Genomic DNA, 25,397 nt, shown 5'->3' with positions numbered 1-25,397 from the left:
CCTTCAGTCGCCGACGGCGTCGATCCCGCGCTGGACGATGAGGGGGTCGGGGGTGCCGACTACGTCGGCGTCCTTCTCGTCGTAGTCGTGGTTGGCGAGGAAGTAGCGCATCGCGTTGAGGCGGGCGCGCTTCTTGTCGTTGGAGCGGATCGTGGTCCAGGGTGCCTGGTCGGTGTCGGTGCGGCGGAACATCTCCTCCTTGGCGGCGGTGTAGGAGTCCCACTTGTCCAGCGACTGTACGTCGATGGGGGAGAGCTTCCACTGCCGTACCGGGTCGATCTGGCGGATGATGAACCGGGTCCGCTGCTCCGAGCGTCCTACCGAGAACCAGAACTTCGTGAGCGTGATGCCGGAGTCGACGAGCATCTGCTCGAAGAGCGGCACTTGGTGCATGAACTGCTCGTACTGGTCGTCGGAGGCGAAGCCCATGACCCGCTCGACTCCGGCGCGGTTGTACCAGGAGCGGTCGAAGAGGACCATCTCACCGGCGGTGGGCAGGTGTTGGACGTACCGCTGGAAGAACCACTGCTGCGACTCACGGTCCGACGGCTTGGACAGCGCGACCGTGCGGGCGTAGCGGGGGTTGAGGTGCTCCATGAACCGCTTGATCGTGCCGCCCTTGCCGGCCGCGTCCCGGCCTTCGAAGATCAGCACGTGCTTGCCGCCGACAAGGTCGTTCCAGCGCTGGAACTTCAGCAGCTCGACCTGGAGAAGGTACTTCTGCTCGTCGTAGACCTCGCGGGCGATCCGCTCGGCGTAGGGATAGTTCTCGCGCCAGGTGTCAACGGCCCTGCCGGCCGGGTCCAGGAGCACCGGGTCGTCATCGTGATCCTCGCCGATCGTGTGACCCTCGGTGATCAGGTTGTCGATGTATTCACGGAATCCCTGGGACATGGCACGAACCTAGGGATCAGAGGTGAACGTCAGGTTGCGTACGCAGCTCGCCCGGACCGTCGGCGGCGGTTCGTGGCGCACGCCGGGTGCGCCGTACCCTTGGTAGACGATGAACCCCCGGACCGTCTATCTGGACCACGCCGCCACCACGCCCATGGCCTCGGCGGCGATCGAGGCGATGACCGCGGAGCTGGCGCTGGTCGGCAATGCGAGCTCGCTGCACGCATCGGGGCGCCGTGCGCGCCGGGTGCTGGAGGAGTCCCGAGAACGGATCGCCGCGGCGCTCGGGTCCCGGCCGGGGGAGGTCGTCTTCACCTCCGGTGGGACCGAGGCCGACAACCTGGCGCTCAAGGGTGCCTTCTGGGCGCGCCGCGGGCAGGACCCTGCTCGCACCCGAATCCTGGCCTCCACCGTCGAGCACCACGCCGTGCTCGACCCGCTGCACTGGCTGGAGTCGACCGAGGGCGCGCAGGTCGAGCTGATCCCGTGCGACGCGACCGGCCGCATCGACCTCGCCGCGATGAAGGAGGCCATCGAGCGCGACCCCGCCTCGGTCGCGCTCATCTCGGTGATGTGGGCCAACAACGAGGTCGGCACGCTGCAGCCCGTCGCCGATATCGCCGCGATCGCCGCCGAACACGGGATCCCGGTCCACTCCGACGCCGTCCAGGCGGTCGGCGCGGTGCCGGTCGACTTCGCGACCAGCGGCGTCGACGCGCTCTCCCTGACCGGCCACAAGCTCGGCGGCCCGGTGGGCGCGGGGGCGCTCGTCGTGCGCCGCGAGCTCGAGCTGACCGCGCTCGTCCATGGCGGAGGCCAGGAGCGCGACGTACGCAGCGGCACCCACGCGACCGCGGCCATCGTCGGCTTCGCGGCCGCCGTCGAGCTCGCGGTCAAGGAGCAGGAGGCGTACGCGACCAGGGTCGGTGCGCTGCGCGACCAGCTGGTCGAGCAGGTGCTGGCGGTCGTGCCGGACTCCCACCTCAACGGCCCGGCCCTGGCGCCGCTCGGCCGCCACCGGCTGCCCAACAATGCCCAGATCGCGTTCCCCGGGTGCGAGGGCGACTCGCTGCTGATGCTGCTCGACGCCGCCGGGGTCGAGTGCTCGACCGGTGCGGCCTGCTCGGCTGGCGTACCTCAGGCCTCTCACGTGCTCCTGGCCATGGGCCAGTCGGACGAGCAGGCGCGCTCTTCATTGCGCTTCTCGCTCGGGCACACCACGACGACCGAGGACGTGGACCGGCTGGTCGCGGCCATCGGGCCGGCGGTCGAGCGCGGCCGGGCTGCGGGGTTGCAGCGATGAGAGTGGTCGCCGCCATGTCCGGGGGAGTGGACTCCGCCGTCGCCGCCGCCCGCGCGAAGGAGGCCGGTTACGACGTCACCGGCGTCCACCTGGCGCTCTCGCGTAACCCGGCGTCCTACCGCACCGGCGCCCGTGGGTGCTGCACGATCGAGGACTCCAACGACGCCCGCCGTGCCGCCGACGTGATCGGCATCCCGTTCTACGTCTGGGACCTCTCCGACCGCTTCCACGAGGACGTGGTCGAGGACTTCATGTCGGAGTACGCCGAGGGGCGCACCCCCAATCCCTGCCTGCGCTGCAACGAGAAGATCAAGTTCGCCGCCGTGCTGGACCGGGCGCTCGCGCTCGGCTTCGACGCGGTCGCGACCGGCCACTACGCGACGCTTCGCACCGGGGCCGACGGGCTCGTCGAGCTGCACCGCGCCGTCGACGCCGGCAAGGACCAGTCCTACGTGCTCGGCGTGCTCGACCAGGCCCAGCTCGAGCACTCGCTGTTCCCGCTCGGTGACACCCCCAAGCCACTGGTGCGTGAGGAGGCCGCTCGCCGTGGCCTGCTCGTCGCCGACAAGCCCGACTCCCACGACATCTGCTTCGTCGCCGACGGCGACAACGCCGGCTGGCTGCGCGAGAAGCTCGGCGACCGGGCGCCCAACGAGTCCGGGCCCATCGTCGACGAGACGGGTGAGGTCCTGGGCGAGCACCAGGGGACGTACGCCTACACGATCGGGCAGCGCAAGGGCCTCCGCCTCGGCAAGCCCGCGCCGGACGGTAAGCCACGGTTCGTGCTCGACATCGAGCCGGTCTCCGGCACCGTCACCGTCGGGCCCAGGGAGCACCTGGCCGTCGACGGGCTCTCCGGGATCCGGCCGCGGTGGGCCGGACGCGCGCCCGAGGGTGTCCTCGAGGGCACCGTGCAGCTGCGCGCGCACGGCGACGAGCACCGGGCCCGGGTGACCGTGGTCCCCGAGGGAGCCGAGATCGAGCTGCTCGACCCCGCCTACGGCATCGCGCCGGGCCAGGCCGCGGTTATCTACGAAGGCACCCGCGTCGTCGGCTCGGTCACCATCTCCACGACCCGCCGGGTGGCTCTCGCGTGAGGGCTACCGGAGTCGGGTCGCTGCCTGGTGAGGACTACGCAGAGGCCTGCCGCGTCGTCCTCGGCGAGCTCACCGACCTGCCGCACCTGCCCGAGCTGCCCGCGCGCGGCGCGATCGCGAACATGACCGGCCGGGCGCTGGCGGTCCTCGAGGGGCTCGACGCCGACCTGCAGCCCGCGGGCTGGCGGCTGACCGGCACCTCCGGCTCCGCCGGGGTCGACCACCGGCGCGCCCGCAGCCTGCTCGCCCAGGACCTCGACACCGTCGAGGAGCTGGTCCAGGACTCGCCGCTCACCTCCGGCGGTGGTGCGTTCAAGATCCAGGTCGCTGGGCCCTGGACCCTCGCCGCCACCGTCGAGCGGCCGCGCGGCGACAAGCTGCTCGCCGACCACGGCGCCCGGCGTGACCTGGCGCAGGCGCTGGCCGACGGCGTACGCACCCACATCCGTGACGTACGCCGCCGCCTCCCGGGCGCGGAGACCTTGATCGTCCAGATCGACGAGCCGGCGCTGAGCGCTGTGCTCAACGCCCAGGTGCCGACCGCCTCCGGATTCGGCAAGCACCGCAGCGTCGACCTCCCCGAGGCCTCCCAGGCGCTGGAGTGGGTGCTCGGTGCGATCGCCGAGGAGGGCGCGATCCCGTGGGTGCACTCGTGCGCTCCCGGGACCCCGCTGGACCTGCTCCGCAACGCCGGCGCGAAGGGGATCAGCGTCGATCTGACCCAGCTCACCGCCGCCGACCATGACGACCTGGCCACGGCCCTGGAGGCGGGGGACACTGTCGCGCTCGGCGTGGTTCCCTCGATCGCTCCGGCGGGCGCTGCACCCACCGACAAGTTGGTCACCGAGACCGTGGAGCGCTGGCTCGACATGCTCGGGCTGGATACTGCGAACGACATCGTCCTGACGCCCGCGTGCGGCCTCGCCGGGGCCGATGGGCGATGGGCCCGCACCGTCCTGCGAATCCTCACCGAAAGTGCACGTCACCTGGCGTAGATTCCCCCCATGCAAAAACGGGGGATGGCACTTCTGGCCGCGACACTTCTGCTCGTCGGCTGCGGCAACGAGGTGCGCCAAGCGGACGAGGCGGACGAGAAGCCCGTGCCGACGAAAGCAGCAAGCATTGACCCGGCCGATCTGCGGCCCGGAAACCAGCCCGCGACGCCCGAGGCGCTCGCGGCGATCACGCTCCAGCGCGTGCTCGTCGAGCCGGAGGCCTTCGAGGGCGGCGACCTCTACTTCGAGCAGGACGAGGTCGGCACCGTGCTCCTGTGGGGAGACGACCACTCGCTGGAGGTCAAGGCAGGCCCGGTCGATGACGACCTGCTCTCGACCTGGTGCCACGACGGGATGGCAGGCTGTGTCGAGGTGAAGGCCGAGACCGGCGCGGCCACCGTTGCCTGGGACCTCGCGACCGACGACGGCACGCCCGGTCAGCTGATGGTCTCCCACACGTCCGGGGGAGAGGAGCGCCGGGCCGCCTACGTCGGCGAGAAGGTCACCGGCGATCCCCGCAAGCTCGATCTCGAGGTGAACGTGGACGATCTCATCGCCCTGGTCACCGACCCGCGCCTCGGCACCAAGACGACCATGAAGATGACGAAGGCGCAGGTCAGCGGCTTTCCCTCGGATGGCGCCAACGGCACCGGCGAGGTCGCGCTGACCGCCGGGGCGATCGCGGCAGGGCTGCTCGAGACCATGGCGTACGCCGACATCGACTCGTTCAAGAAGGCCGACGTCTCGGACTACGGCAAGGGCGCCTTCGGCGTCGTCGGCACCACCGCCGGCGGCGGTACCGTCACCGCGGTCCATGCCCCGAACCTGCCCGCCGGGCAGCGGAAGTGCCCCAAGACGCTCACCTGCTCCAAGGGCGACAGCGACGGCTACGACGGCTGGACCGACGGTTCGGCCGAGACCGTCCGCTGTCACCAGAAGGAGGGGGACCTCCCCGCCTTCTGTGCGGTCGTACGCCAGCAGGCGCCCGCGCCGTTCCCCGGCGACGACCTCGACCCGGTCCTGACCGGGCTCGAGGTGGCACTGGAGACCCTGTGGCCGACGGTTGCGGCCGAGACCGCCCGCCGGGGTGAGTCGCTGGTCGGCTGACCGCGCTCAGCGTCCGGCGATCCGCTGGCCCTCGTAGGCAGGGCTGTCATAGACCTGGCCCCGCTGGCTCGGCGGAGCGAACGACTCCGGCGGCCGCGGCTGGCGATGGGCAGGCTGCGGGGGAGCCGCGTGCTGCGGTTCCAGGTGCTGGAGGGCCGGTTGACGGTGGCTCGGCTGACGCGGAGCAGGCTGCCGCGGACCCGGCTGACGGGGACCCGGCTGGTGCCGGACCGGCTGCTGGTCCTCGGGGAGCCGGCGCGGGAGCGGAGGCTCGGGCCGCGACTGAGTCTGCTGGCGCGGGTGGGCCGGGTAGGGCCCCGATGCCTGCCGCGGGTCCGAGGGATACCGCGGTGCCTGGGCATAGCTCGGCTCGTCCCACTCCGCGTCGCGCTTGCGGCGACCGGCGAGCATGGCGACGGCACTGGCCACGAGGGCGAGGACGATCATCGAGGCGACGATGATCCAGGTCAGCGGGCCGACGCCGCCCTCCTCGGCCGGCGCCGCCAGCTTGACGGCCTCTGTCTTAGGGGCGCAGCCGCCCTGGGCGCACTCGCCGTCGCTCGGGGTGCCGGTCACGACGAACGAGACCCCGCGGTTCACCGAGCCCTGGAAGGTGAGGGTGTGCTTGCCGAGGCCGATGTCCTTGGGAAGCCGGCCGGACCACTTCGCGACGCCGTGACCGTTGGCCTTGACGCTGGTCGAGAGGACCAGCGGGGTCGAGTAGACGACGACCCTGATGCCGGTCTCGTTGGGCTTGAATCCGGAGGCCTGAGCGCGGATCACGTCCTCCGCGTCCACGGAGGCGTCGTCGAGCCCGGTCAGGCTCAGACCCTTGGCCGTCGGCGGCTCCTCGGGCGCGGTCCACGGCTTCTTGGTCGCCTTCTTCCTCGGCTTCTCACCGGAGCCGGCCTCGGCGCCGTCGCCGGAGTCACCACCTGCGGGTCGACCTGAGGACGTACCGCCACCGGAGCCCGTGCCCGTGCCCGAGCCCGAGCCGTCCGAGGACCCGGTGTCGTCCGAAGGCTCCTCCGGAGTCGGTGAGCTGCTGGGCTGAGTGAGCGCATCGAAGTCGAAGGGGACACCCACCGCCCGCGAATCGGCAGAGTCGTAGAGATCGCGCCCACCGCCACGCATCGTCATGATCTGGTAGTCGGTGTCGGGGTCGAGCTCGGCGACCTGTGCGGCGTCGAGGGTGAAGGCGTAGGTCCAGTCGTCGGGGTCGTCGGGGTTGATCACGACTGACTTGACGAAGGTGCTCCTCGTGCCCGATCCGCGGTAGCCGACCGGGTTGAGCGCGATCTCGATGCCCGGATCCTTGCCGGTGTAGTCGGTGCCGTGGACACTGAGGACCACGCCGTCCTTGGACTGCTCGACGATCGACACCTCGACCTCGGCGTCGGAGAAGGCGCTGCCCAGCCCGAGCGCGTACGAAGCACCGACCGGAGCCAGCAGAAGCGCGAGCGCCGCCAGCAGCGTCACCACGACCCGAGATACCACTGCAGACCTCACAAGGCGGTCACTTGGGGGTTGGTGTCGGCCCGCCTCTCCCGACGGGGGAGGAAAGTAGCCCTCTTTACCCTCCGTCGTGACCCGCGTCACCCAGGTGTTGATGGGTTGCGTCGATATTGAGGGGGTTGAGTGTCGTTTGGGTCGATGAAACGCCGAAAACGCCTGGGTGGGTATGCGGTCGGAAATTGTCGGCGGGACCAGGCAAGATGGTGCCCGTGAACGATGACGTGACCGACGCGGCCCCTGAGCACAAGAACGAGCACCAGGAGCTCGCCGAGCAGATCGAGGACGCTCGCTACCGCTACTACGTGCTCGACGATCCGACGCTCTCCGACGCCGACTTCGACCAGAAGTGGCGCCGGATCAACGAGCTCGAGGAGCAGTTCCCCGAGCTGCGGACGCCCGACTCGCCGACCCAGAAGGTCGGTGGCACGTTCTCGACGGAGTTCACCGCGGTCGACCACCTGCAGCGGATGGAGTCGCTCGACAACGTCTTCTCCTTCGACGAGCTGGCCGGCTGGCACGCCCGGATCGCGAAGGACGGCGCCGGTCAGGCCGAGCTGCTGTGCGAGCTCAAGGTCGACGGGCTCGCCATCAACCTGCTCTACGAGAAGGGCCGCTTGGTCCGGGCGCTGACCCGCGGCGACGGCCGCACGGGTGAGGACGTCACCCCGAACGTACGCACCATCAAGTCCATCCCGCACCGGCTCACCGGCACCGACGAGTTCCCGGTGCCCGACCTGGTCGAGGTGCGCGGCGAGGTCTTCTTGTCGATCGAGGCCTTCGACAAGCTCAACGCCTCCCTGGTCGACGCGGGCAAGCCGATGTTCGCCAACCCGCGCAACTCCGCCGCCGGGTCGCTGCGCCAGAAGGACCCGCGGGTGACCGCGACCCGCGAGCTCGGGATGGTCTGCCACGGCATCGGCGCCCGGCAGGGCTTCCAGCCGGTCGCTCAGTCGCATGCGTACGACGCCCTGAAGGCCTGGGGGCTGCCCACCTCCAAGCGGGTCAAGGTGCTCAAGACCCTCGCGGAGGTCGAGGAGTTCATCAGCTACTTCGGCGAGCACCGCCACGACGTCACCGAGCACGAGATCGACGGTGTCGTGATCAAGGTCGACGCGATCTCGCTGCAGCGCCGTCTCGGCTCGACCAGCCGCGCGCCACGGTGGGCGATCGCCTACAAGTACCCGCCGGAGGAGGTCAACGCCAAGCTGCTCGCCATCGACGTCGGCGTGGGCCGCACCGGCCGGGTCACGCCCTTCGGCGTCATGGAGCCGACCAAGGTCGCCGGCTCGACCGTCGAGCGCGCGACGCTGCACAACGCCCACGAGGTGAAGCGGAAGGACGTACGCCCCGGCGACACGATCATTCTCCGCAAGGCCGGCGACGTGATCCCGGAGATCCTCGGCCCGGTGCTGCCGCTGCGACCCGAGGGGCTGCCGGAGTGGGTGATGCCGACCGAGTGTCCCGCGTGCGGCACCACGCTCGCCGAGCAGAAGGAGGGCGACAAGGACCTGCGCTGCCCCAACCACCGCGGCTGTCCGGCGCAGGTGCGCGAGCGGGTCTTCTTCGCCTCCGGACGCGGTGCCTTCGACATCGAGGGGATGGGCTACGAAGCGGCGGACGCACTGCTGGCCGCCGAGGTGATCACCAACGAGGGCGACATCTTCTCGCTCGACGAGGCCAAGCTCGGCACCACCGCGTTCTTCACCCGTGCCGCGAAGAAGGCCGAGAAGGAGGCCGGGGCCGGCGACCGCGTGCTCAACGCCAACGCGCTCGGTCTGCTGCGCAACCTCGAGGAGCGCAAGCAGGTCCCGCTGTGGCGGGTGCTGGTCGCGCTGTCCATCCGCCACGTCGGCCCGTCTGCGGCCCGGGCGCTCGCCACCGAGTTCGGCTCGCTGGACGCCGTCTGGGCCGCCTCCCAGGAGGAGTTGGCCGCCACCGAGGGGGTCGGCGGGATCATCGCCGAGGCCATCGTCGAGTGGCGCCAGGTCGACTGGCACCAGGAGATCGTGGAGAAGTGGCGTACGGCAGGGGTCTCCCTCGCCGACGAGCGCGACGAGTCGGTGGCGCGGACCCTCGAGGGCCTGACCATCGTCGTCACCGGGTCGCTGGAGGACTTCTCCCGCGACGGCGCCAAGGAGGCGATCATCAGCCGCGGCGGCAAGGCCGCGGGCTCGGTCTCCAAGAAGACCGACTACGTCGTGGTCGGCGACAACGCCGGCTCCAAGGCCGCGAAGGCCGAGGAGCTGGGCCTGCCGATCCTCGACGAGGCGGCGTTCAAGGTCCTGCTGGAGGCCGGACCCGCTGGACTCGGCTAGGAAATACCCCCCATAGTGTGGGGCCGTGCTCGACGCCCTTCCCCCACTTCTCACGGTCGCCGCGGTCCTGCTGGTCCCGGCGACCGTGCTGCTGTTCACCATCCGTACGCCCCGCTCGGGCTCGCTCTCCGCGGCCACGGCGATCCTCGCGGCGACCGTCACCGCGGCGGCCGCCCTCGGGGTCGGCCTGCTGCTCGGCCAGGACGTCACCCGGGCCGCGATCGGCGGCGTCGCCCTCGGTGCCTCGCTGCTGGCCTGGCTGCCCGCGGCGCGGGACTGGGACGTACGCGGTCTGGTCGGCTGGGCGCTCACCATCGACGTGGGTCTGCTCTACCTGACCTATGTGGGGCTGTGGACGGTCACGATCCACCCCGGCGCGTGGACGACGACGCTGTCGAGCCTGCTGTGGCTGCTGGAGGTCTTCGTCTTCGTCATCGGCGTGGGCTACCTGTGGGAGATGGTCGACGTGCTCGCCCGGCGCCGCTGGCGTGGCTGGCCGGTGCGCGGCGAGCACCACCCCGGCTGGGGCCGGCCCTTCGTGAGCCTGCACGTCCCGACCCACAACGAGCCGCCTGAGATGGTCATCGAGACGCTCCAGCGGATGCTCGAGCTGGACTACGACGCGTACGAGATCCTGGTCATCGACAACAACACCGACGATCCCGCGCTGTGGCGGCCGGTGCAGGACTTCTGCGAGCAGTACGACGGGGTCACCTTCATCCACCTCGCCAACTGGCCGGGGTTCAAGTCCGGGGCGCTCAACTACGCGCTGACCCGGATGAACCCGCGCACTGAGGTCGTCGGGATCGTCGACGCCGACTACCACGTCGCCCGTGACTTCCTGGCCCACAACGCCCCGCTCTTCAGCGACGAGTCGGTGGCGTTCGTGCAGACGCCGCAGGACTACCGGGACTGGGATGTCTCGGCGTACTTCCGCAGGCTCTACCACTCCTACGGCTACTTCTTCGACGTCAGCCAGGTGTCCCGCAACGAGCGCAACGGCGCCATCTTCGGCGGCACCATGGGACTGATCCGGGCCTCGGCCCTGATCCGGTCCGGCGGCTGGGACGAGTGGTGCATCACCGAGGACGCCGAGCTGTCGCTGCGGCTGCTGAAGATGGGCTACAACGGCATGCACGTCGACCGCTCCTACGGCCACGGCGTGATGCCGCTGACCTTCGAGACGCTCAAGAAGCAGCGGTTCCGGTGGTGCTTCGGCGGCATCCAGATCCTGCGCATGCACTGGCGCTCGCTGCTCCCCGGACGTCGCACCGAGGAGAACCAGATGACCCTGTCGCAGCGCTGGGCCTACCTCATCGGCGGGCTGCAGTGGTTCGGCGACCTCGCCGGCGCCCTGTTCACCTTCTTCCTGATCTCCGGCGCACTCGACCTGATGCTGGGTGGGGGACTGGTCGTACGCCGCCTCTCGGGCCTCCTCCTGTTCGCCACCGTCGCGCTCGTGCTCTTCGGCGCGGCCCGCTCGATCGCGTTGGTCCGCCTGCGCAGCGGGGCCTCTTGGCGCGACGCGCTCGGTGCCTTCGGGCTGTGGCTGGCGCTCGGGGTCACCGTCGCGCGGGCCTCCTGGCTCGGGTTGGTCTCGCGTGAGGGCACGTTCCTGCGTACGCCGAAGATCAAGGGGCAGCCGCGGGTGCGGGACGTGGTGCGGGGCAACCTGGTGGAGACCTTCGCCGCGGCCGTCTGCCTGGCCATGGCGGTCATGGTCGGGGTGAGCGGCGGGGCGACCGGGCTCGCCATCGCGGCGCTGCTCGGCTTCCAGGGGATCGGCTACGCGCTGGCTCCGATCAACAGCTGGGCGGCGATCCACAGCGACCTGCCTGCCGACCTGCGACGCCGTCGCGAGCGGATCTGGGCATGGAGCGCGGTCGCCGCGCCTGCTGCTCGGCGCGGCGGACTGGTGCTGGCCTTCAGTTCGGTGATGCTGGCCGGGCTGGTCGCGCTCGCGGCGCCGGTGGGCAGCCCGGACGTACCCGAGGTCGGCGACGTCCATGGTGCGCTGGAGAAGAAGGCTCGCGACGCCGCGAAGGACAAGCCGGTTCCTTCGCCGAGCCCGACTCCGGCGTCGACCGCCGACCCCTCCCCGACGCAGGGAGACACGCCGACCCAGGCCACCACCACGCCCAGCGACCGGCCGACTCAGGCCGCCGAGCCCAATCCGACCACCGACCCCACCCAGGCAGCCGACCCGACCCAGGCCCCGTCCACCCGGCCCAGCACCGGAGGCAGGCCGACCGGCAAGCCGTCCAACGGCGGCGGCCCGAACAAGACGTCCTAGGCCGCTACACGTCGGTGAGGCGCTGCCAGGCATGCACGACGGCGACCACTGCGACCGGGCCGACGGCAGCGGTCAGCGCCAGCTGCGGCACGCCGACGGCCGCGGCAGCTTCGGGCCCGCCCATGCCGGTCCACAGAGACGACGCCGCGTAGGGGAACCAGGAGCCGGCACCCAGGAGGACGATCACCTGCGTGGCGGCGATGACGGCGATCAGTACGCCGATGGTGCCGAACGCGCTCCGGGTGACCGTCGCGACCCAGGCGAACGGAAGGGCCAGTCCGATGCCGAGCATCCCGGCGGTGAGGGCGGTGACGGTCGCCTGGCCGAGTCCCGGGGTGGTGTCCGCCGGCCCCGTCGCGAGGGTCACGCCCGCCAGCGCGGCGAGGGCGAATCCGACGAGCGTCGCGGCGAGCACGACGGCCGCGAGGCTCGCGAGAATCACCAGGCAGCGGGCCAGCGCGATCGTGGTGCGCGGCACCGTCAGCCCGAAGGATGCACCTGCGGTGCCGTCGGTGAAGGGCTGCCCGAACGCCCATGCGGTCGCGAACCCGCCGGCGGTGAGCACCGCGACGCTGAGGATCTGGGCGAGCGCCACCATCACGGTGGTTCCGGGGTCGCCGGTGGCGTACGGGGCCAGCTTCGCTGCGGTCGCGCCGACCCCGTAGTCGGAGCGCGCCAGGGCCACGGCACCGAAGCTGGCGCACGGGACGAGCACGACCAGCACCGGAACGGCGATCCGGAGGACTACCGACCGGCGCAGCAGCAGTGCCTCGACCTGGAGGGCTGCTCGCAGACCGGGAATCATGTCTCTCCTCTGATGGAGGCTCGGGGCTCCTCGCGCTCGGCTGCGAGCACGCTCGCGAAGAAGCGCGACTCGAGATCGGGGCCGCTGGGGTTGAAGGTGTCGACCACTCGGCCGGCGTGGACCGCCACGATGCGGTCGGCTATCCGGGACACCTCGTCGAGATGGTGGCTGCTGACGAGGACGGCCGCGCCCTGTGCCGCCAGGTCCCGCACCAGCTCCCGCACGATCACCACTCCACGCGGGTCGAGGGCGCTGGTGGGCTCGTCGAGCACCAGCGCGCGCGGTGTGTGGATCGTGGCGCCCCCGATGCCGAGACGCTGCCTGTTGCCCTGGGAGAGAGCGCGTGCGCGTACGTCTGCCCACGCATCCAGGCCGAGCCGGTTCCTGGCGGCGGTGGCCCGCTCCTCGGCCTGATCGGCGTGACAACCGTGCAGGCGCGCGGCGGCTCGAAGGTTCTCGGTCACGGTGAGATCCGCGAAGACGAGTGGTGCGTCGACCACGTGCCCGAACTGTGCGGCAACACTCCGTGGCAGGTCGGCCGCGTCCTTGCCGAGGATCCTCGCGGTGCCGGAGTCGGGGCGGAGCCTGCCGGCGAGCGCGCGCAGCGCGGTCGTCTTGCCGGCACCGTTGAGGCCGATCATCGCGACCACTTCGCCGTGGTCCACGTGGAGGGAGAGGTCGTCCAGCGCCAGGCGTGGCCTGCCCTCGCGGCGCCTGGCCCACGGCGACCGGTGGGCCGGGAAGGAGTGGCTGACGGCGTCGAGGCGTAGCGCGGTCATGATCGTTCGCCGGTCGTCGGGGTGAGCTGGTCGAGGGCGTGACGTACGAGCTCCTCGAGCGACGTGTCGTCGTCGAGGGCGACGCTGTCGGGGTCCGCCCACGACATCAGCGCCGCCGTCACCGCACCGAGGACGGCCGCGGTCGCGATGACGGCGTCGAGACGAGGAGCGCCATCAGCGGCCAGCCGCTCGACGATCGCGTCCTGAGTGTCCTGGGTGGACACAGCGACGGCCGCGCGCAGGCTCGGGTGGCGAGCGACGATCGCGACGCGTCGACGGGCAGTGGCGTCCTCTACCTCGGCGATCCCGGCGAGAGCGCTGAGGAAACCACCTCGGACCCGGTGGAGCGGCGGTAGCCCCAGCGGCTGCGCCCCGACCGCCTCGGCGATGAGCGGGTCGTACGGATCGGTGACCAGCACCGCGTCCTTGGTGGGGAAGTGCCGAAAGAAGGTCATCTGCGTGATGCCGGCCGTCTCGGCGATCTGGCTCACGGTCGTCGCGTCGTACCCCTGGCGCTCGAACAGATCCAGGGCGACATCGAGGATGCGGGCCCTGGTTCGGAGCGTCTTGGAAGTGACCACGCCATAATGTTAGTCACTAACATTATGGCTTGGCAACTGCCACGGCTCACCGACGTGAGAGTTGGGGGCGCTGACACCTAGGATGTGCGCATGCCAGAAATCACCCGCGACGAGGTCGCGCACCTGGCCGACCTCGCCCGCATCGACCTCAGCGACGCCGAGCTCGATCACCTTGCCCCGCAGCTTCAGGTGATCCTCGAGTCCGTCGCCTCGATCCAGGGGCTTGCCGGCGACGACGTGCCTGCCACCTCCCACCCGCTTCCGATGACCAACGTCTTCCGTGAGGACGTCGTCGTGCCCGGCCTGACGCCGGAGCAGGCGCTCTCCGGCGCGCCGAGCGTTGAGGAGCAGCGATTCTCGGTGCCGCGGATCCTGGGGGACGAGCAGTGAGCGAGCGTCAGCGAGCGAACCATGAGGCCGTCATCGCGCTGCCTCCGTACGCTTCACCTGTTCTCACGGAGGTAGCGCGATGAGCGACCTGATCCTGAAGTCGGCTGCCGAGCTGGCCGACTCCCTCGCCGCTGGCGAGACCACCTCGGTCGAGCTGACCCAGGCCCACCTCGACCGGATCGCCGCGGTCGACGGCGACGTCCACGCTTTCCTGCACATCGACGCCGAGGGCGCGCTGACCCAGGCCGCCGCCTCCGACGCGCGCCGGGCCAACGGTGACGCGCTGCATGCTCTCGACGGCGTACCTATCGCGGTCAAGGACGTGCTGACCACCACCGGCCTGCCGACGACCTGCGGCTCCAAGATCCTCGAGGGCTGGGTCCCGCCGTACGACGCGACCGTGGTCAAGAAGATCAAGGAAGCCGGTCTGCCGATCCTGGGCAAGACCAACATGGACGAGTTCGCGATGGGCTCCTCCACCGAGCACTCCGCGTACGGCCCGACGAAGAACCCGTGGAAGCTCGACCGGATCCCCGGTGGCTCCGGTGGTGGTTCGGCCGCGGCCGTCGCCGCCTTCGAGGCGCCGCTGGCGCTCGGCACCGACACCGGTGGCTCCATCCGCCAGCCGGGTGCCGTCACCGGCACCGTCGGCGTGAAACCGACCTACGGGTCCGTCTCCCGCTACGGTCTGGTCGCCCTGGCCAACTCGCTGGACCAGGTCGGTCCGGTGACCCGCACGGTCCTCGACAGCGCCCTGCTGCACGAGCTCATCGGCGGCCACGACCCGCTCGACTCCACGTCCACGACTACCCCGGTGACGGGGCTCGTCGACGCGGCCCGCGCCGGCGCGACCGGTGACCTCAAGGGTCTCAAGGTCGGCGTCATCAAGGAGCTCGCCGGCGAGGGCTGGGCGCCCGACGTGATGCGCAAGTTCAACGAGTCGGTCGACCTGCTCACCAAGCTGGGTGCCGACGTCGTCGAGGTCTCCACGCCGAGCTTCGAGCACGCGATGGCTGCCTACTACCTGATCCTGCCGGCGGAGTGCTCCTCCAACCTGGCCAAGTTCGACGCGATGCGTTACGGGCTGCGGGTCACCCCCGACGGCGACCCGTCCGCCGAGGACGTCATGAAGGCGTCCCGCGACGCCGGGTTCGGCGACGAGGTCAAGCGCCGCATCATCCTCGGCACCTACGCGCTCAGCAGCGGCTACTACGACGCCTACTACGGCCAGGCGCAGAAGATCCGCACGCTGATCATCGAGGACTTCAAGAAGGCCTTCGAGCAGGTCGACGTGCTGGTCTCGCCGACGTCGCCGTCGACCGCCTTCCCGCTGGGAGCCAAGCTCGACGACCCGCTCGCCATGTACATGCAGGACCTGGCCACCATCCCGGCCAACCTGGCCGGTACGCCCGGCATCTCCATCCCGGCCGGGGTCTCCGACGTCGACGGGCTGCCCGTCGGCGTACAGCTCCTGGCGCCGGTCCTGGAGGACGCCCGTCTCTACCGCGTCGGTGCCGCCCTCGAGGGCGCCATCGGTCCGGTGCTCTCGATCGACAAGCTGGAGGTGGCCCGATGACCGCTGTGCCTGATTCTTTGGGTCTGGTCGGTTTCGACGAGGTGCTGGAGCGCTACGACCCGGCCTTCGGGCTCGAGGTGCACGTCGAGCTCAACACCAACACCAAGATGTTCTGCGGCTGCCCGGCGACCTTCGGCGGCGAGCCCAACTCCCAGGTCTGCCCGACCTGCCTCGGCCTGCCCGGCTCGATGCCGGTCGTCAACGCCAAGGCCGTGGAGAGCGCGATCCGGATCGGTCTCGCGCTCAACGGCTCGATCGCGGAGTGGTGCCGGTTCGCCCGGAAGAACTACTTCTACCCGGACATGCCGAAGAACTTCCAGACCTCTCAGTACGACGAGCCGATCGTCTACGACGGCTACCTCGACGTCGAGGTCGAGGGGGAGATCTTCCGGGTCGACATCGAGCGCGCCCACATGGAGGAGGACACCGGCAAGACCACCCACATCGGTGGCGCGACCGGCCGCATCCACGGCGCCGACTACTCGCTGGTCGACTACAACCGCGCCGGCATCCCGCTGATCGAGATCGTCACCCGCCCGATCCTCGGCACCGGTGCCAAGGCACCGCTGGTGGCGAAGGCGTACGTCGCCGCGCTGCGCGAGATCCTGCTGGGTCTGGGTGTTTCGGACGTACGCATGGACCAGGGCTCGATGCGCTGCGACGTCAACCTGTCGCTGTCCCCGAAGGGCTCTGGCGAGCTCGGCACCCGCACCGAGACGAAGAACGTCAACTCGCTGCGCTCGGTCGAGCGTGCCGTACGTTTCGAGATGTCGCGCCACGCCGGGATCCTCGACGCGGGGGAGGCGATCTTCCAGGAGACTCGCCACTTCCACGAGGACACCGGCACCACCTCGGCCGGCCGGCCGAAGTCGGACGCCGACGACTACCGCTACTTCCCCGAGCCCGACCTCGTCCCGGTCGCGCCGTCGCGCGAGTGGGTCGAGGAGCTGCGAGCGAGCCTGCCGGAGCGTACTGCTGACAAGCGGGCCCGCCTGCAGGTCGAGTGGGGCTACTCCGACCTGGAGATGCGTGACGTCTGGGCCGCGGGCGCTCTGTCGCTGATCGAGGCGACCGTCGCCGAAGGAACCTCCCCGCAGGCCGCCCGTAAGTGGTGGATGGCCGAGCTCTCCCGCAGCGCCAACGACCGTGGCGTCGAGCTCGCCGAGGTCGGTGTCACTCCGGTGCAGGTCGCCGAGGTGCAGAAGCTGGTCGACGCCAAGACGCTGACCGACAAGCTGGCCCGGCAGGTCTTCGAGGGTCTTCTCGCAGGTGAGGGCACGGTCTCCGAGATCATCGACGCCCGTGGCCTCGCCGTGGTCTCCGACGACGGTGCCCTCGGCGCCGCCGTCGACGAAGCCATCGACGCCCAGCCCGCCGTCGCCGAGAAGATCCGCGGCGGCAACCAGGCCGCGGCCGGTGCCCTCATCGGCGCGGTCATGAAGGCGACCGGCGGCAAGGCCGACGCCAAGCGCGTCCGCGAGCTGATCCTGGAGAAGCTCTCCTGATCCCACGCCGAGTCGGCTCGTCCTGACAACAAACTCCGCCGAGTCGGCGCGTCATGACGCGCCGACTCGGCGTTGGTTTTGGTCAGGATGAGCCGACTCGGCGATGGGGTGCACTGGCAGACTGTCCGGCGTGACCGTGACCGAGCCCTTCCGTATCGCACTGCTCATCGACGCCGACAACGCGCCCGCCTCGAAGATCGACGACATCTTGAACGACCTGGCCGAGTACGGCGAGGTGACGATCCGACGGGCTTACGGCAACTGGACCAAGTCCGAGCTCAAGGGCTGGATCGAGGAGCTGCACGATGCCGCGATCAGGCCGATGCAGCAGTTCGACCTGACCGCGCACAAGAACGCCTCCGACATGGCGCTCGCCATCGACGCGGTCGAGCTGTTGCACGCGGCGATCCCGGACGCGTTCGCGCTGGTCTCCTCCGACTCCGACTTCACGCCGCTGGTGCACTACCTGCGGGAGAAGGGCCGCGCGGTCTACGGCTATGGCCGGGAGAAGACGCCGGCGCCGTTCAAGAGCGCCTGCACCCGGTTCACCGTGGTGGAGAAGCTCGGTGGCTCCGAGGAGGAGACCGAGGTCGACGCCGAGCCCGGGACCACGCGCACACGCAAGCAGTCGTCATCGGCGACCAACGGGCAGGCGCTGAAGCGCAACGCCCGGTTGATCCAGCTGCTGCGCAACTCCATCGCCGCGGCCGCCGACGACGACGGCTGGGCCCTGGTCGGCACCGTGGTCTCCCGCATCCGCAACCAGTCCTCCGAGGACCCGCGCAACTACGGGTACGCGACCTGGACCAAGCTCATCAAGGCGATCGATCTCTTCGAGCTCAAGGATGAGGGCACCTCCGCGATCGCGGTCAGCGACAAGCGCACCAAGAAGTGACGTACGTCCTCTACCGGGTCTGCGCGGAGGCGGCCGGGCGGGCGCATCTGACGCCCTTGGGCACCGACCCGTGGAGGTGCTTCAGCGCGGCCTTGAAGTCGCGGCAGCGCTCGGCGTCCTCCTTCTTGTTCGAGGGATAGCCGATCGCCGCGTTGACCTTGCCCATGTCGAGGGCGTCGGCGAGCGGGTTGATGTCGCGGGCGACGGTCCAGTACCAGCGCGAGATCGGGGCGCTGTAGTCCAGCGACCGGGCGAGCTCGGGGCGGCGGCGCAGGTCGATGTCGAAGTAGGTGCCGGCGTCGGTGTAGTTGGCCTCGCCGGTCAGCTGGATGTAGCCGCGGCCGGTGAACTTCCGCTTGTCGCGGCCCTTGGCGTCGTGGTGGAAGGAGCTCTCGTTGGCGAGAGTGGTCAGATACGCCGCCTGCCGGTAGGGGGTGGTTATCTCGGCGTCGGTCATCGCTCGGTTGAGGCTCGGGAGCCCGGTCTCGACGGTGCTCCGGTCGCCGACCTTCTCGCCGAACATGGCGATCAGATCGACGTACGTGACCGATGTCCGTGCCTCCTCCGCGCCGGCCGTCGTGGTCGGGGAGAGGGCGAGAAGGGTGGCCGAGATCGATGCTGCGACAAGGCCGAGAATCCTGTGGCGCATGGGGACAGAGTGACTGCTCGACGGCGATCCCGCAAGCAGGGCCCGCCAGGCATAGGATTGCCCCCGCATAGCAGAGCCTCAATCAACACACGCCGTGGTGGGGGAAGCCGGTCGAATCCCGGCGCTGACCCGCAACCGTAGGCCCAGGCACCGAGAGTGTCCTGGGCGAGCCGGAGCACCTGCCGACGGACGCGTACTGACCTGACGCTGTCGTGGAAAGCAGCGGGTCGGCCTTGGGCCTTCCCGACGAACAGCGCGGAAGGAACCATGAAGAAGACCGTCCTCGGTGGCATCGCCGCCGCCCTCGCCCTCACCTCGCTCGCCGGCTGCGGCGAGAAAGCCGTCGAGGAGGGGGAGAAGCCCACCTACGACGCCAAGGTGTCCACCTCGGTGGCCGACTGGCTCGTGGCCCAGGCGCCGGAGGGTGTGGCCCGCAACGCGCAGTACGGCACCGACGACTTCGGGCTCAGCGCCGACATCGGGATCGCGCTGGCCGAGGTCGGTGGCTACGACGAGGAGATCTCGACGATCGCCGCGGCCGTGATGGAGAACAAGAAGGCCTACACCTCGCCCGGGTTCGGCACCATCACCTCGGCCGGGGCCACCGCGAAGGCGCTGGTCCTCCAGCAGAACGTCGACGCCTCCGACCCCGGTCTGCTGAAGCAGCTCGAGGGCACGGTCGCCGAGAACGGCCGCATCGCCGACAAGCTCGACCCCAAGAACAAGGAGGCGGCCGACTACTCCAACACCATCGGACAGTCGTACGCCGTGTGGGCTCTCAACAACGCCGAGAGCAAGGAAGCCGCGGCCGCGACGGAGTTCCTGGCCGGGCAGCAGTGCGAGGAGGGCTGGTTCCGGGTCACCTTCGCGGCCGACCCCGCCGCCGCTGACCAGACCTGCGACGCCGACCCGAAGGCCGTCCCGGACGCCGACGCCACCGCGTTCGCGCTGATCGCCCTGTCCGGGGTTGCGTCCCCGGAGGCGGAGAAGGCCGTCGAGGCCGGCGTGGAGTGGCTGAAGGAGACCCAGGCGAAGGACGGGTCGTTCAAGGCCGCCACCGGCAACATCGCCAACTCCAACACCACCGGCCTGGCCGGATGGGCGTTCGGGCGCGCCGGTGAGACCGCTGCCGCGGAGAAGGCGGCGGCCTGGGTCGCCGACCACGTCGTGACCTGTGGCGACGACGCCGGCGCGGTGGCCTATGACGACGCCGCGCTGACCGAGGGCAACGCCAAGGGCCTGACCAAGGAGTCCGAGGGGATGTATCGCCTCGCCGCTGCTCAGGCGCTGCCGTCGCTGGTCTTCCTGCCCAAGGACGCGACCGCGAAGAGCTCGTGCTGATCCTGCGGTCCTCGTTGGTGGCCCTGGCGTTCCTCGCCGGGGCCACCGCACCCGTCCTCGCCCCGGTCGCCGCATCGTCTGCCGCCGAGACGTGTGACGGGGTCACCGTCGTCGTCGAGCCCAACGCGCTGGGTGGCGACCCCGAGGTCACCTGTGTCCAGCCCGAGGAGGGCGACACCGGCGCCGATCTCTTCGAGAAGGCCGGACATCCGCTCACCTTTGTGACCTCGATGCCCAGCGTCGTATGCCGCGTCGATGAGCGCCCGAAGGCGGCCGGTTGCGCCCAGATGCCGCCTGCCGACGCGTACTGGTCGCTCTGGATCACCGACGATTCGGGGGCCTGGAGCTACGCCTCCAGAAATGTTACCGAAATCAGCGTGACCTCCGGGCAGGGTGTTGCGTTCACGTGGATAGACGACGATGTCGTTACCGCTCCGGCGACGGAGCTTGGGGATGCTGTGGGGGCGCCCTCAAGCCCGTCGCCGGAGTTATTTCCGGAAGAACCGACAGATTCGGCCTCCGAGCATCTGCCCGCCTGGGTCGCACCCGCGGGGATCCTCGCACTCTTCGCCGTCGCCGGTGCCGTGTGGTGGCGTCGGCGATGAGCACCCTGTTCCGTACGGCCGCGGTCGCGCACCTGCCCCGCGATCTGCACCCCGTCGCCTGGTGGGTGTGGGCGATCGGCCTGGCTGCGTACGCCTCCTTCACCACCAACCCGTTGCTGCTCCTGCTCCTGGTGGGGGTGGTGTCGGTCGTGGTCGCCGCGCGCCGAGGCGAGCAACCGTGGGCGAAGGCGTTCCGGCTCTACGTCGGCCTCGCGGTGTTCATCGTCGTGACCCGGGTGCTCTTCCGAGTGCTCCTGGGCGCGGTGCCGGGCCACGTGCTCATCGACCTGCCCGAGATCCCGCTTCCGGAGTGGGTGCTGGGGATCAGGCTGCTCGGGCCGCTCACCCGCGAGGCGCTGCTGGCCGGCCTCTACGACGGGTTGCGGCTGGGCGTCATCGTGATCTGCGTCGGCGCGGCCAACGCGCTGGCGAACCCGAAGCGGCTGCTGCGCTCGCTGCCGCCGGCGCTCTACGAGATCGGCACCGCTGTCGTGGTCGCCGTGACCGTGCTGCCGCAGCTGGCCGAATCGGTGCAGCGGGTGCGCGCCGCGCAACGGCTGCGTGCCGGTGCGACCGGAAACGTCAGGCGCCTGCGCCGCTTCCTGGTGCCGGTGCTCGAGGACGCCCTGGAGCGGTCGATGGCGCTGGCGGCGGGGATGGACACCCGCGGCTACGGACGTACGGCCGGCGTCCCGGTCGCCACCAGGCGGATCACTTCGGCGCTCATGCTGGTCTCGCTCGTCGGGCTCTGCGCCGGCGTCTACGCGGTGCTGGACGGCACCACGCCTGGCTGGCTGGCCGCCACCATGCTGAGCCTGGGCGTCGGCACCGCCGCCGGAGGGCTGGCGCTCGCCGGCCGCCGCGTGACGCGGACCGTCTACCGGCCCGACCGGTGGCGCTGGCCGGAGGTCGTGGTGGCGCTGAGCGGGATCGTGGTCGTCGCCGTGGGCTGGTGGGTCGCCCGTTATCAGGTCCCGGTCGCCTTTCCGGGAGTGAGCACCGTCCCGGAAGTCACGCTGACCGCCATGCTGGGTGTGCTCGTCGGGCTGGTCCCGGCCGTCGCCGCTCCGCTACCGGCATCATCGCTCGTTCACGAGGAGGCAGTCGCATGATCGAGCTGCGAGGCATCACCTTCACGCCGCCCGACTCCTCCGAGCACGTGCTCAAGGACGTCGACCTCACCATCGAGGAGGGCGAGCTGCTGCTCGTCTCCGGCCCGACCGGCTCGGGGAAGTCGACGCTGCTCGGCGTACTCGCCGGCCTGGTGCCGCGCTTCTCCGGCGGCGTGCTCGACGGTGACGTGCTGCTGGACGGTGCCTCGATCGTCCGTACGCCGCCGCGCGAGCGCGCCGGGATCATCGGCTACGTCGGGCAGGACCCGGTGGCCGGATTCGTCACGGACACGGTCGAGGAGGAGCTCGCCTACGGGATGGAGCAGCTCGGCCTTCCCCCGGCGACCATGCGGCGCCGGGTGGAGGAGACCCTCGACCTGCTCGGCATCGCCGAGCTGCGGCAGCGGTCGCTGCGTACCCTCTCAGGAGGGCAGCAGCAGCGCGTCGCGATCGGCTCGGTGCTCACCACCCACCCGCGGGTCGTCGTGCTCGACGAGCCCACCTCCGCCCTCGACCCCACCGCCGCCGAGGACGTGCTCGCCACCATCACCCGGCTGGTCCACGACCTCGGCACTTCCGTCGTGCTCGCCGAGCACCGCCTCGAGCGGGTCGTACCGTTCGCCGACCGCATTGCGCTCTTCGTCGGCGACGGCTCCGTCGCCGTCGGTGACCCCGCCGAGGTCCTGGAGACCTCGCCCATCGTCCCGCCGCTCGTCGAGCTCGGTCGCGAGCTCGGCTGGTCGCCGCTGCCGCTCACGGTGCGGGATGCGAGGCGGCGGGCGCGGTCGTTGGAATACCCGGTTAACCGGGTATCCCTGCACTTCTCAGGCGTTGCAACGCCAGAGAAGTGCAGGAAAAGCCTGAGAAGTTCCGGTCTCACCGTCACCAGAGGACGTAGGCCGGTCCTCCACGACGTCTCGATCGAGCTGCCCGCGGGGCGGGTGACGGCGCTGATGGGACGCAACGGATCGGGCAAGTCGACGCTGCTGTGGACGCTGCAGGGGACCCAGAAGCGCCTGGCCGGGTCGGTGGACGTCGGCGGCAAGGATCCGGCGACCCTCGACCCCGAAGAGCGACGCGAGCTCGTCGGGCTGCTGCCGCAGACCGCGGCCGATCTGCTCTACCTGGAGACGGTGGCCGAGGAGTGCGACGCGGGTGGCCCGCGGACTCGGGAGATCCTGGACAGTCTCGTCCCCGGCATCCCCGACGGCCAGCACCCGCGCGACCTCTCCGAGGGCCAGCGCCTCGCCCTGGCGCTGGCGCTGATCCTGAGCGCCGACCCGCCGGTCGTGCTTCTCGACGAGCCGACCCGGGGGCTCGACTACGCCGCCAAGCACGCCCTGTCCGAGATCCTGCGCGAGCTCACCGAGGCCGGCAAGGCGGTCTTGGTGGCGACCCACGACGTCGAGTTCGTCGCCGAGGCCGCCGACGACGTGGTGGTGCTCGCCGACGGCGAGGTGGTCTCCGCCGGTGACGTACGCAGCGTCACGGCCGAGTCGCCCGCCTTCGCGCCCCAGGTGAGCAAGGTCTTCGGCCCGGGCTGGTTGAACGTACGCGAGATCGTCGAGGCGGTGGGCGAGGGATGATCAGGTTCTCGCCCCGCACGGCCGTCCTGCTCGCCATCATTTCCGTGGCCGGGCTGATGATGTTCGGCTGGCCGCTGCTGCTCCACGGCTACGAGCGGGTGCAGCCGCCGTTCATCTTCCTGGCGCTGCTGCCGCTGATGCTGGTGGTGCTGCTGAGCGAGCTCTCCACGGGCGGGATCGACACCCGGATGATTGCGGTCCTCGGCGTGCTCAGCGCGATCGAGGCCGTCCTGCGCGCCGTCTCCGCCGGCACCGGCGGGGTGGAGCTGGTCTTCTTCATGCTCATCCTCGGCGGACGGGTCTTCGGTCCGGCCTTCGGTTTCGTCCTAGGCTGCACCAGCCTGTTCGTCGCCGCGCTCGTGACCGCCGGCGTCGGACCGTGGCTGCCCTACCAGATGCTCGGCGCCGCCTGGGTGGCGATGGGAGCCGGGTTCCTGCCTCGCGCCAGCGGCCGCCGGGAGATCGGGCTGCTGGCGGCGTACGGGATCTTCGCCTCGTACGCCTACGGGCTCCTCCTCAACCTGCAGGGCTGGCCGCTGCTCACCGGCGTCACGGTGCCCGGCGCGAGCGGCAACCTCTCCTACGAACCCGGTGCCGCGTTCGGCGAGAACCTGGCGACGTTCCTGCGCTACACCCTGGTCACCTCGACCAGCAGCTGGGACACCGTGCGCGCGATCACCACCGCGGTCGCCATCGCCCTCCTCGGCCCCGCCGTCCTCGCCACCCTGCGCCGCGTCGCCCGCCGGGCCACCGTCACAGGCGTCGTCTCGGCACCCTAGACGCGCTGATGCTCGGAGACCCGAGCGAGAAAGCCGAGCAGCAGCTGGTGGACGCGGTCGGGCTGCTCCATCTGTACGAAGTGGGTGCCGTCGAGCTCGATGAAGGTGCCGTTCTTGACCCCGGCGGCGACCCGCGACATGTGGCGCGCCCCGGCGATGAGGTCCCGGGTGCCCGCGACCAGCACGACCGGCACCTTGATCCGGCGCAGCGAGACCGAGCGGCGCTGGGAGGTGCGCAGCGCGAGGTGGAAGTACCACTCGACCGGGGTGGTCAAGAACTCGGCCAGCGCCGCCGCTGCGAGCTCGGGATCAGGGACCTTGCCGATCAGACCGGCCTTCGAGAACACCTCGATCGCCCGCGGTCCGAGGTCGAGGCGCCCCGCCAGCGGAGTGATCAGGGAGCCGGTACGGCACAGCACCCTCGAGGCGGTCCGGGTCACGATCGCGGCCGCCGGGGCGGGCAGCCGCAGCGGTCCGAGCATCGACTTGAACGTGTCGCCGGGCACCCCGGCGACGCCGAAGACGCCGGAGACGCGCTCGGGATGGTCCGCGGCCAGCTCGAACGCGGTGTTGACCCCGATCGACCAGCCCATCACGACCGGCCGGGAGAGCGCGAAGGCGTCCATCACCGACAAAGCGTCCTCGGCGAAGTGCCTCGAGGTGGTCTGCTCCGGGTCCTTCGGCCGCGCCGAGCCGGAGGTGCCGCGGTGCTGCCAGGAGACGACGCGTACGCCGCACGAGGTGTGCAGCAGCGCCGGCCAGTTCCACGGGCTGGTGCCGAGGCCGTTGCACAGCAGCACCGTCGGCCCGTCGATCACACCCTCGGGGTCGTTGGTCCAGGCGCGGATCAGCGTGCCGTCGTCGGAGAGCACGTCCCGGAACACAATCGTCGACTCGGCCATCGCCCGCGGAAGACTCATGCGGTCATTCTCTCCGAAGCGAGCAGTTGGAGATAGTGCTGCACATCCTCACGCTCGGCACGCCGCAGCAGGAGGACCTCCTCGGCGGCCTTGGCGTTGTGCCGGGCGACGAGGTGGGAGGCCACCGGCCAGGCGAGCAGCAGCTGGATGGGTCGTAGGAACGGGCCGACCATTCGCCCCGCTGTGCGAGCGGCGAGGAGGGCGGCCACCTGAGCGACGGCAGCAGTGTGTACGGGTGCGGTGATGGTCGACAACGGAGCAACTCCAAAGACAGGCGGCGGACCGGGCGGCGGAGGGGGAGTTGTCACCGAACTGTAGTGACCTCAACGTTCGGAGTCAGTGACGTGCGGATGTC

Annotated in this window: 23 protein-coding genes and 1 riboswitch; of the genes, 15 read left to right on the top strand and 8 right to left on the bottom strand. The window is 70.4% G+C overall.

The window, feature by feature from the left end; all coding sequences use genetic code 11:
- Nucleotides 1–3: 3 nt before the first annotated feature.
- Entirely contained in the window at nt 4–894 is an 891-nt protein-coding gene (gene ppk2 / locus ABTW65_RS21745) for a polyphosphate kinase 2 (protein ID WP_350663939.1), read from the bottom strand.
- 109 nt (nt 895–1,003) lie between these two features.
- Here ppk2 and ABTW65_RS21740 point away from each other — a divergent pair, with 109 nt between their 5' ends.
- From ABTW65_RS21740 to ABTW65_RS21725, 4 genes are read left to right on the top strand one after another with little or no spacing between them, the layout of a single operon-like run.
- Nucleotides 1,004–2,197, top strand: coding sequence for a cysteine desulfurase family protein (locus ABTW65_RS21740; RefSeq protein WP_350663937.1), 1,194 nt, complete (start codon nt 1,004–1,006; stop codon nt 2,195–2,197).
- Nucleotides 2,194–3,294, top strand: a complete 1,101-nt coding sequence (gene mnmA, locus ABTW65_RS21735; RefSeq protein WP_350663935.1) for a tRNA 2-thiouridine(34) synthase MnmA — start codon at nt 2,194–2,196, stop codon at nt 3,292–3,294. The genes ABTW65_RS21740 and mnmA overlap by 4 nt, the downstream gene beginning before the upstream one ends.
- Nucleotides 3,291–4,289 carry a uroporphyrinogen decarboxylase/cobalamine-independent methonine synthase family protein gene (locus ABTW65_RS21730; protein ID WP_350663933.1) on the top strand — a complete coding sequence of 333 codons (999 nt, stop codon included), beginning with the start codon at nt 3,291–3,293 and terminating at the stop codon, nt 4,287–4,289. The genes mnmA and ABTW65_RS21730 overlap by 4 nt, the downstream gene beginning before the upstream one ends.
- A 9-nt stretch (nt 4,290–4,298) precedes the next feature.
- On the top strand, nt 4,299–5,396 hold the full coding sequence (locus tag ABTW65_RS21725) for a hypothetical protein (protein WP_350663931.1): 1,098 nt from the start codon (nt 4,299–4,301) through the stop codon (nt 5,394–5,396).
- A 6-nt stretch (nt 5,397–5,402) separates the two neighbouring features.
- Here ABTW65_RS21725 and ABTW65_RS21720 read toward each other — a convergent pair whose 3' ends face one another.
- Entirely contained in the window at nt 5,403–6,878 is a 1,476-nt protein-coding gene (locus ABTW65_RS21720; RefSeq protein WP_350663929.1) for a hypothetical protein, read from the bottom strand.
- A 242-nt stretch (nt 6,879–7,120) separates the two neighbouring features.
- Between ABTW65_RS21720 and ligA the strand changes: the two genes are divergently transcribed.
- Nucleotides 7,121–9,226, top strand: a complete 2,106-nt coding sequence (ligA, locus tag ABTW65_RS21715) for an NAD-dependent DNA ligase LigA (RefSeq protein ID WP_350663927.1) — start codon at nt 7,121–7,123, stop codon at nt 9,224–9,226.
- A gap of 25 nt (nt 9,227–9,251) precedes the next feature.
- Nucleotides 9,252–11,519 (top strand): glycosyltransferase family 2 protein, encoded by a 2,268-nt coding sequence (locus ABTW65_RS21710; RefSeq protein WP_350663925.1) that lies wholly within the window; start codon nt 9,252–9,254, stop codon nt 11,517–11,519.
- A 4-nt stretch (nt 11,520–11,523) separates the two neighbouring features.
- Here the strand turns inward: ABTW65_RS21710 and ABTW65_RS21705 are convergent, their stop codons facing one another.
- From ABTW65_RS21705 to ABTW65_RS21695, 3 genes are read right to left on the bottom strand one after another with little or no spacing between them, the layout of a single operon-like run.
- Nucleotides 11,524–12,324: a hypothetical protein gene (locus ABTW65_RS21705; RefSeq protein WP_350663923.1), complete on the bottom strand. Its 801-nt coding sequence runs from the start codon at nt 12,322–12,324 to the stop codon at nt 11,524–11,526.
- A complete protein-coding gene (locus ABTW65_RS21700; protein WP_350663921.1) occupies nt 12,321–13,103 on the bottom strand; it encodes an ABC transporter ATP-binding protein in 783 nt (260 codons plus the stop codon). The genes ABTW65_RS21705 and ABTW65_RS21700 overlap by 4 nt, the downstream gene beginning before the upstream one ends.
- A complete protein-coding gene (locus ABTW65_RS21695; RefSeq protein WP_350663919.1) occupies nt 13,100–13,684 on the bottom strand; it encodes a TetR/AcrR family transcriptional regulator in 585 nt (194 codons plus the stop codon). Before ABTW65_RS21695 ends, ABTW65_RS21700 begins: the two co-directional genes overlap by 4 nt.
- A gap of 90 nt (nt 13,685–13,774) precedes the next feature.
- Between ABTW65_RS21695 and gatC the strand changes: the two genes are divergently transcribed.
- From gatC to ABTW65_RS21675, 4 genes are all read left to right on the top strand, one after another.
- The gene (gatC, locus tag ABTW65_RS21690; protein ID WP_350663917.1) at nt 13,775–14,074 is read left to right on the top strand and encodes an Asp-tRNA(Asn)/Glu-tRNA(Gln) amidotransferase subunit GatC; all 300 of its coding nucleotides are present in this window, start codon (nt 13,775–13,777) and stop codon (nt 14,072–14,074) included.
- Between the two features lie 79 nt (nt 14,075–14,153).
- On the top strand, nt 14,154–15,650 hold the full coding sequence (gene gatA / locus ABTW65_RS21685; protein ID WP_350663915.1) for an Asp-tRNA(Asn)/Glu-tRNA(Gln) amidotransferase subunit GatA: 1,497 nt from the start codon (nt 14,154–14,156) through the stop codon (nt 15,648–15,650).
- On the top strand, nt 15,647–17,155 hold the full coding sequence (gatB, locus tag ABTW65_RS21680; RefSeq protein WP_350663912.1) for an Asp-tRNA(Asn)/Glu-tRNA(Gln) amidotransferase subunit GatB: 1,509 nt from the start codon (nt 15,647–15,649) through the stop codon (nt 17,153–17,155). The genes gatA and gatB overlap by 4 nt, the downstream gene beginning before the upstream one ends.
- Nucleotides 17,156–17,285: 130 nt before the next feature.
- Complete coding sequence (locus tag ABTW65_RS21675; protein WP_350663910.1) at nt 17,286–18,050, top strand: NYN domain-containing protein; 765 nt, start codon at nt 17,286–17,288, stop codon at nt 18,048–18,050.
- A 10-nt stretch (nt 18,051–18,060) separates the two neighbouring features.
- Here ABTW65_RS21675 and ABTW65_RS21670 read toward each other — a convergent pair whose 3' ends face one another.
- Entirely contained in the window at nt 18,061–18,699 is a 639-nt protein-coding gene (locus ABTW65_RS21670; RefSeq protein WP_350663908.1) for a glycoside hydrolase family 19 protein, read from the bottom strand.
- Nucleotides 18,700–18,777: 78 nt separating this feature from the next.
- A riboswitch (cobalamin riboswitch) is annotated at nt 18,778–18,900 on the top strand.
- 66 nt (nt 18,901–18,966) lie between these two features.
- On the opposite strand from ABTW65_RS21670, the gene ABTW65_RS21665 reads away from it, so the two are divergent.
- Genes ABTW65_RS21665 through ABTW65_RS21645 form a run of 5 tightly spaced genes read left to right on the top strand, consistent with a single transcriptional unit; the run spans nt 18,967 to nt 24,122 of the window.
- The gene (locus tag ABTW65_RS21665) at nt 18,967–20,040 is read left to right on the top strand and encodes a prenyltransferase/squalene oxidase repeat-containing protein (RefSeq protein WP_350663906.1); all 1,074 of its coding nucleotides are present in this window, start codon (nt 18,967–18,969) and stop codon (nt 20,038–20,040) included.
- Nucleotides 20,034–20,645, top strand: coding sequence for a hypothetical protein (locus ABTW65_RS21660; RefSeq protein WP_350663904.1), 612 nt, complete (start codon nt 20,034–20,036; stop codon nt 20,643–20,645). Before ABTW65_RS21665 ends, ABTW65_RS21660 begins: the two co-directional genes overlap by 7 nt.
- A complete protein-coding gene (locus ABTW65_RS21655; protein ID WP_350663902.1) occupies nt 20,642–21,757 on the top strand; it encodes a CbiQ family ECF transporter T component in 1,116 nt (371 codons plus the stop codon). The genes ABTW65_RS21660 and ABTW65_RS21655 overlap by 4 nt, the downstream gene beginning before the upstream one ends.
- A complete protein-coding gene (locus tag ABTW65_RS21650) occupies nt 21,754–23,343 on the top strand; it encodes an ABC transporter ATP-binding protein (RefSeq protein ID WP_350663900.1) in 1,590 nt (529 codons plus the stop codon). Before ABTW65_RS21655 ends, ABTW65_RS21650 begins: the two co-directional genes overlap by 4 nt.
- The gene (locus ABTW65_RS21645; protein WP_350663898.1) at nt 23,340–24,122 is read left to right on the top strand and encodes an ECF transporter S component; all 783 of its coding nucleotides are present in this window, start codon (nt 23,340–23,342) and stop codon (nt 24,120–24,122) included. Before ABTW65_RS21650 ends, ABTW65_RS21645 begins: the two co-directional genes overlap by 4 nt.
- Here ABTW65_RS21645 and ABTW65_RS21640 read toward each other — a convergent pair.
- Both ABTW65_RS21640 and ABTW65_RS21635 read right to left on the bottom strand, forming a co-directional pair.
- Entirely contained in the window at nt 24,119–25,042 is a 924-nt protein-coding gene (locus tag ABTW65_RS21640) for an alpha/beta fold hydrolase (protein ID WP_350663896.1), read from the bottom strand. The two genes, ABTW65_RS21645 and ABTW65_RS21640, sit on opposite strands and share 4 nt — an antisense overlap.
- Nucleotides 25,039–25,296, bottom strand: a complete 258-nt coding sequence (locus ABTW65_RS21635) for a hypothetical protein (RefSeq protein ID WP_350663893.1) — start codon at nt 25,294–25,296, stop codon at nt 25,039–25,041. The genes ABTW65_RS21640 and ABTW65_RS21635 overlap by 4 nt, the downstream gene beginning before the upstream one ends.
- Nucleotides 25,297–25,397: the final 101 nt, after the last annotated feature.

It is taken from the genome of Nocardioides sp. NPDC127503, assembly GCF_040302165.1.
GTDB lineage: Bacteria > Actinomycetota > Actinomycetes > Propionibacteriales > Nocardioidaceae > Nocardioides.
The sequence above is the reverse complement of the archived record's forward strand: the minus strand, read 5'-3'. Positions and strand labels throughout refer to the sequence as shown.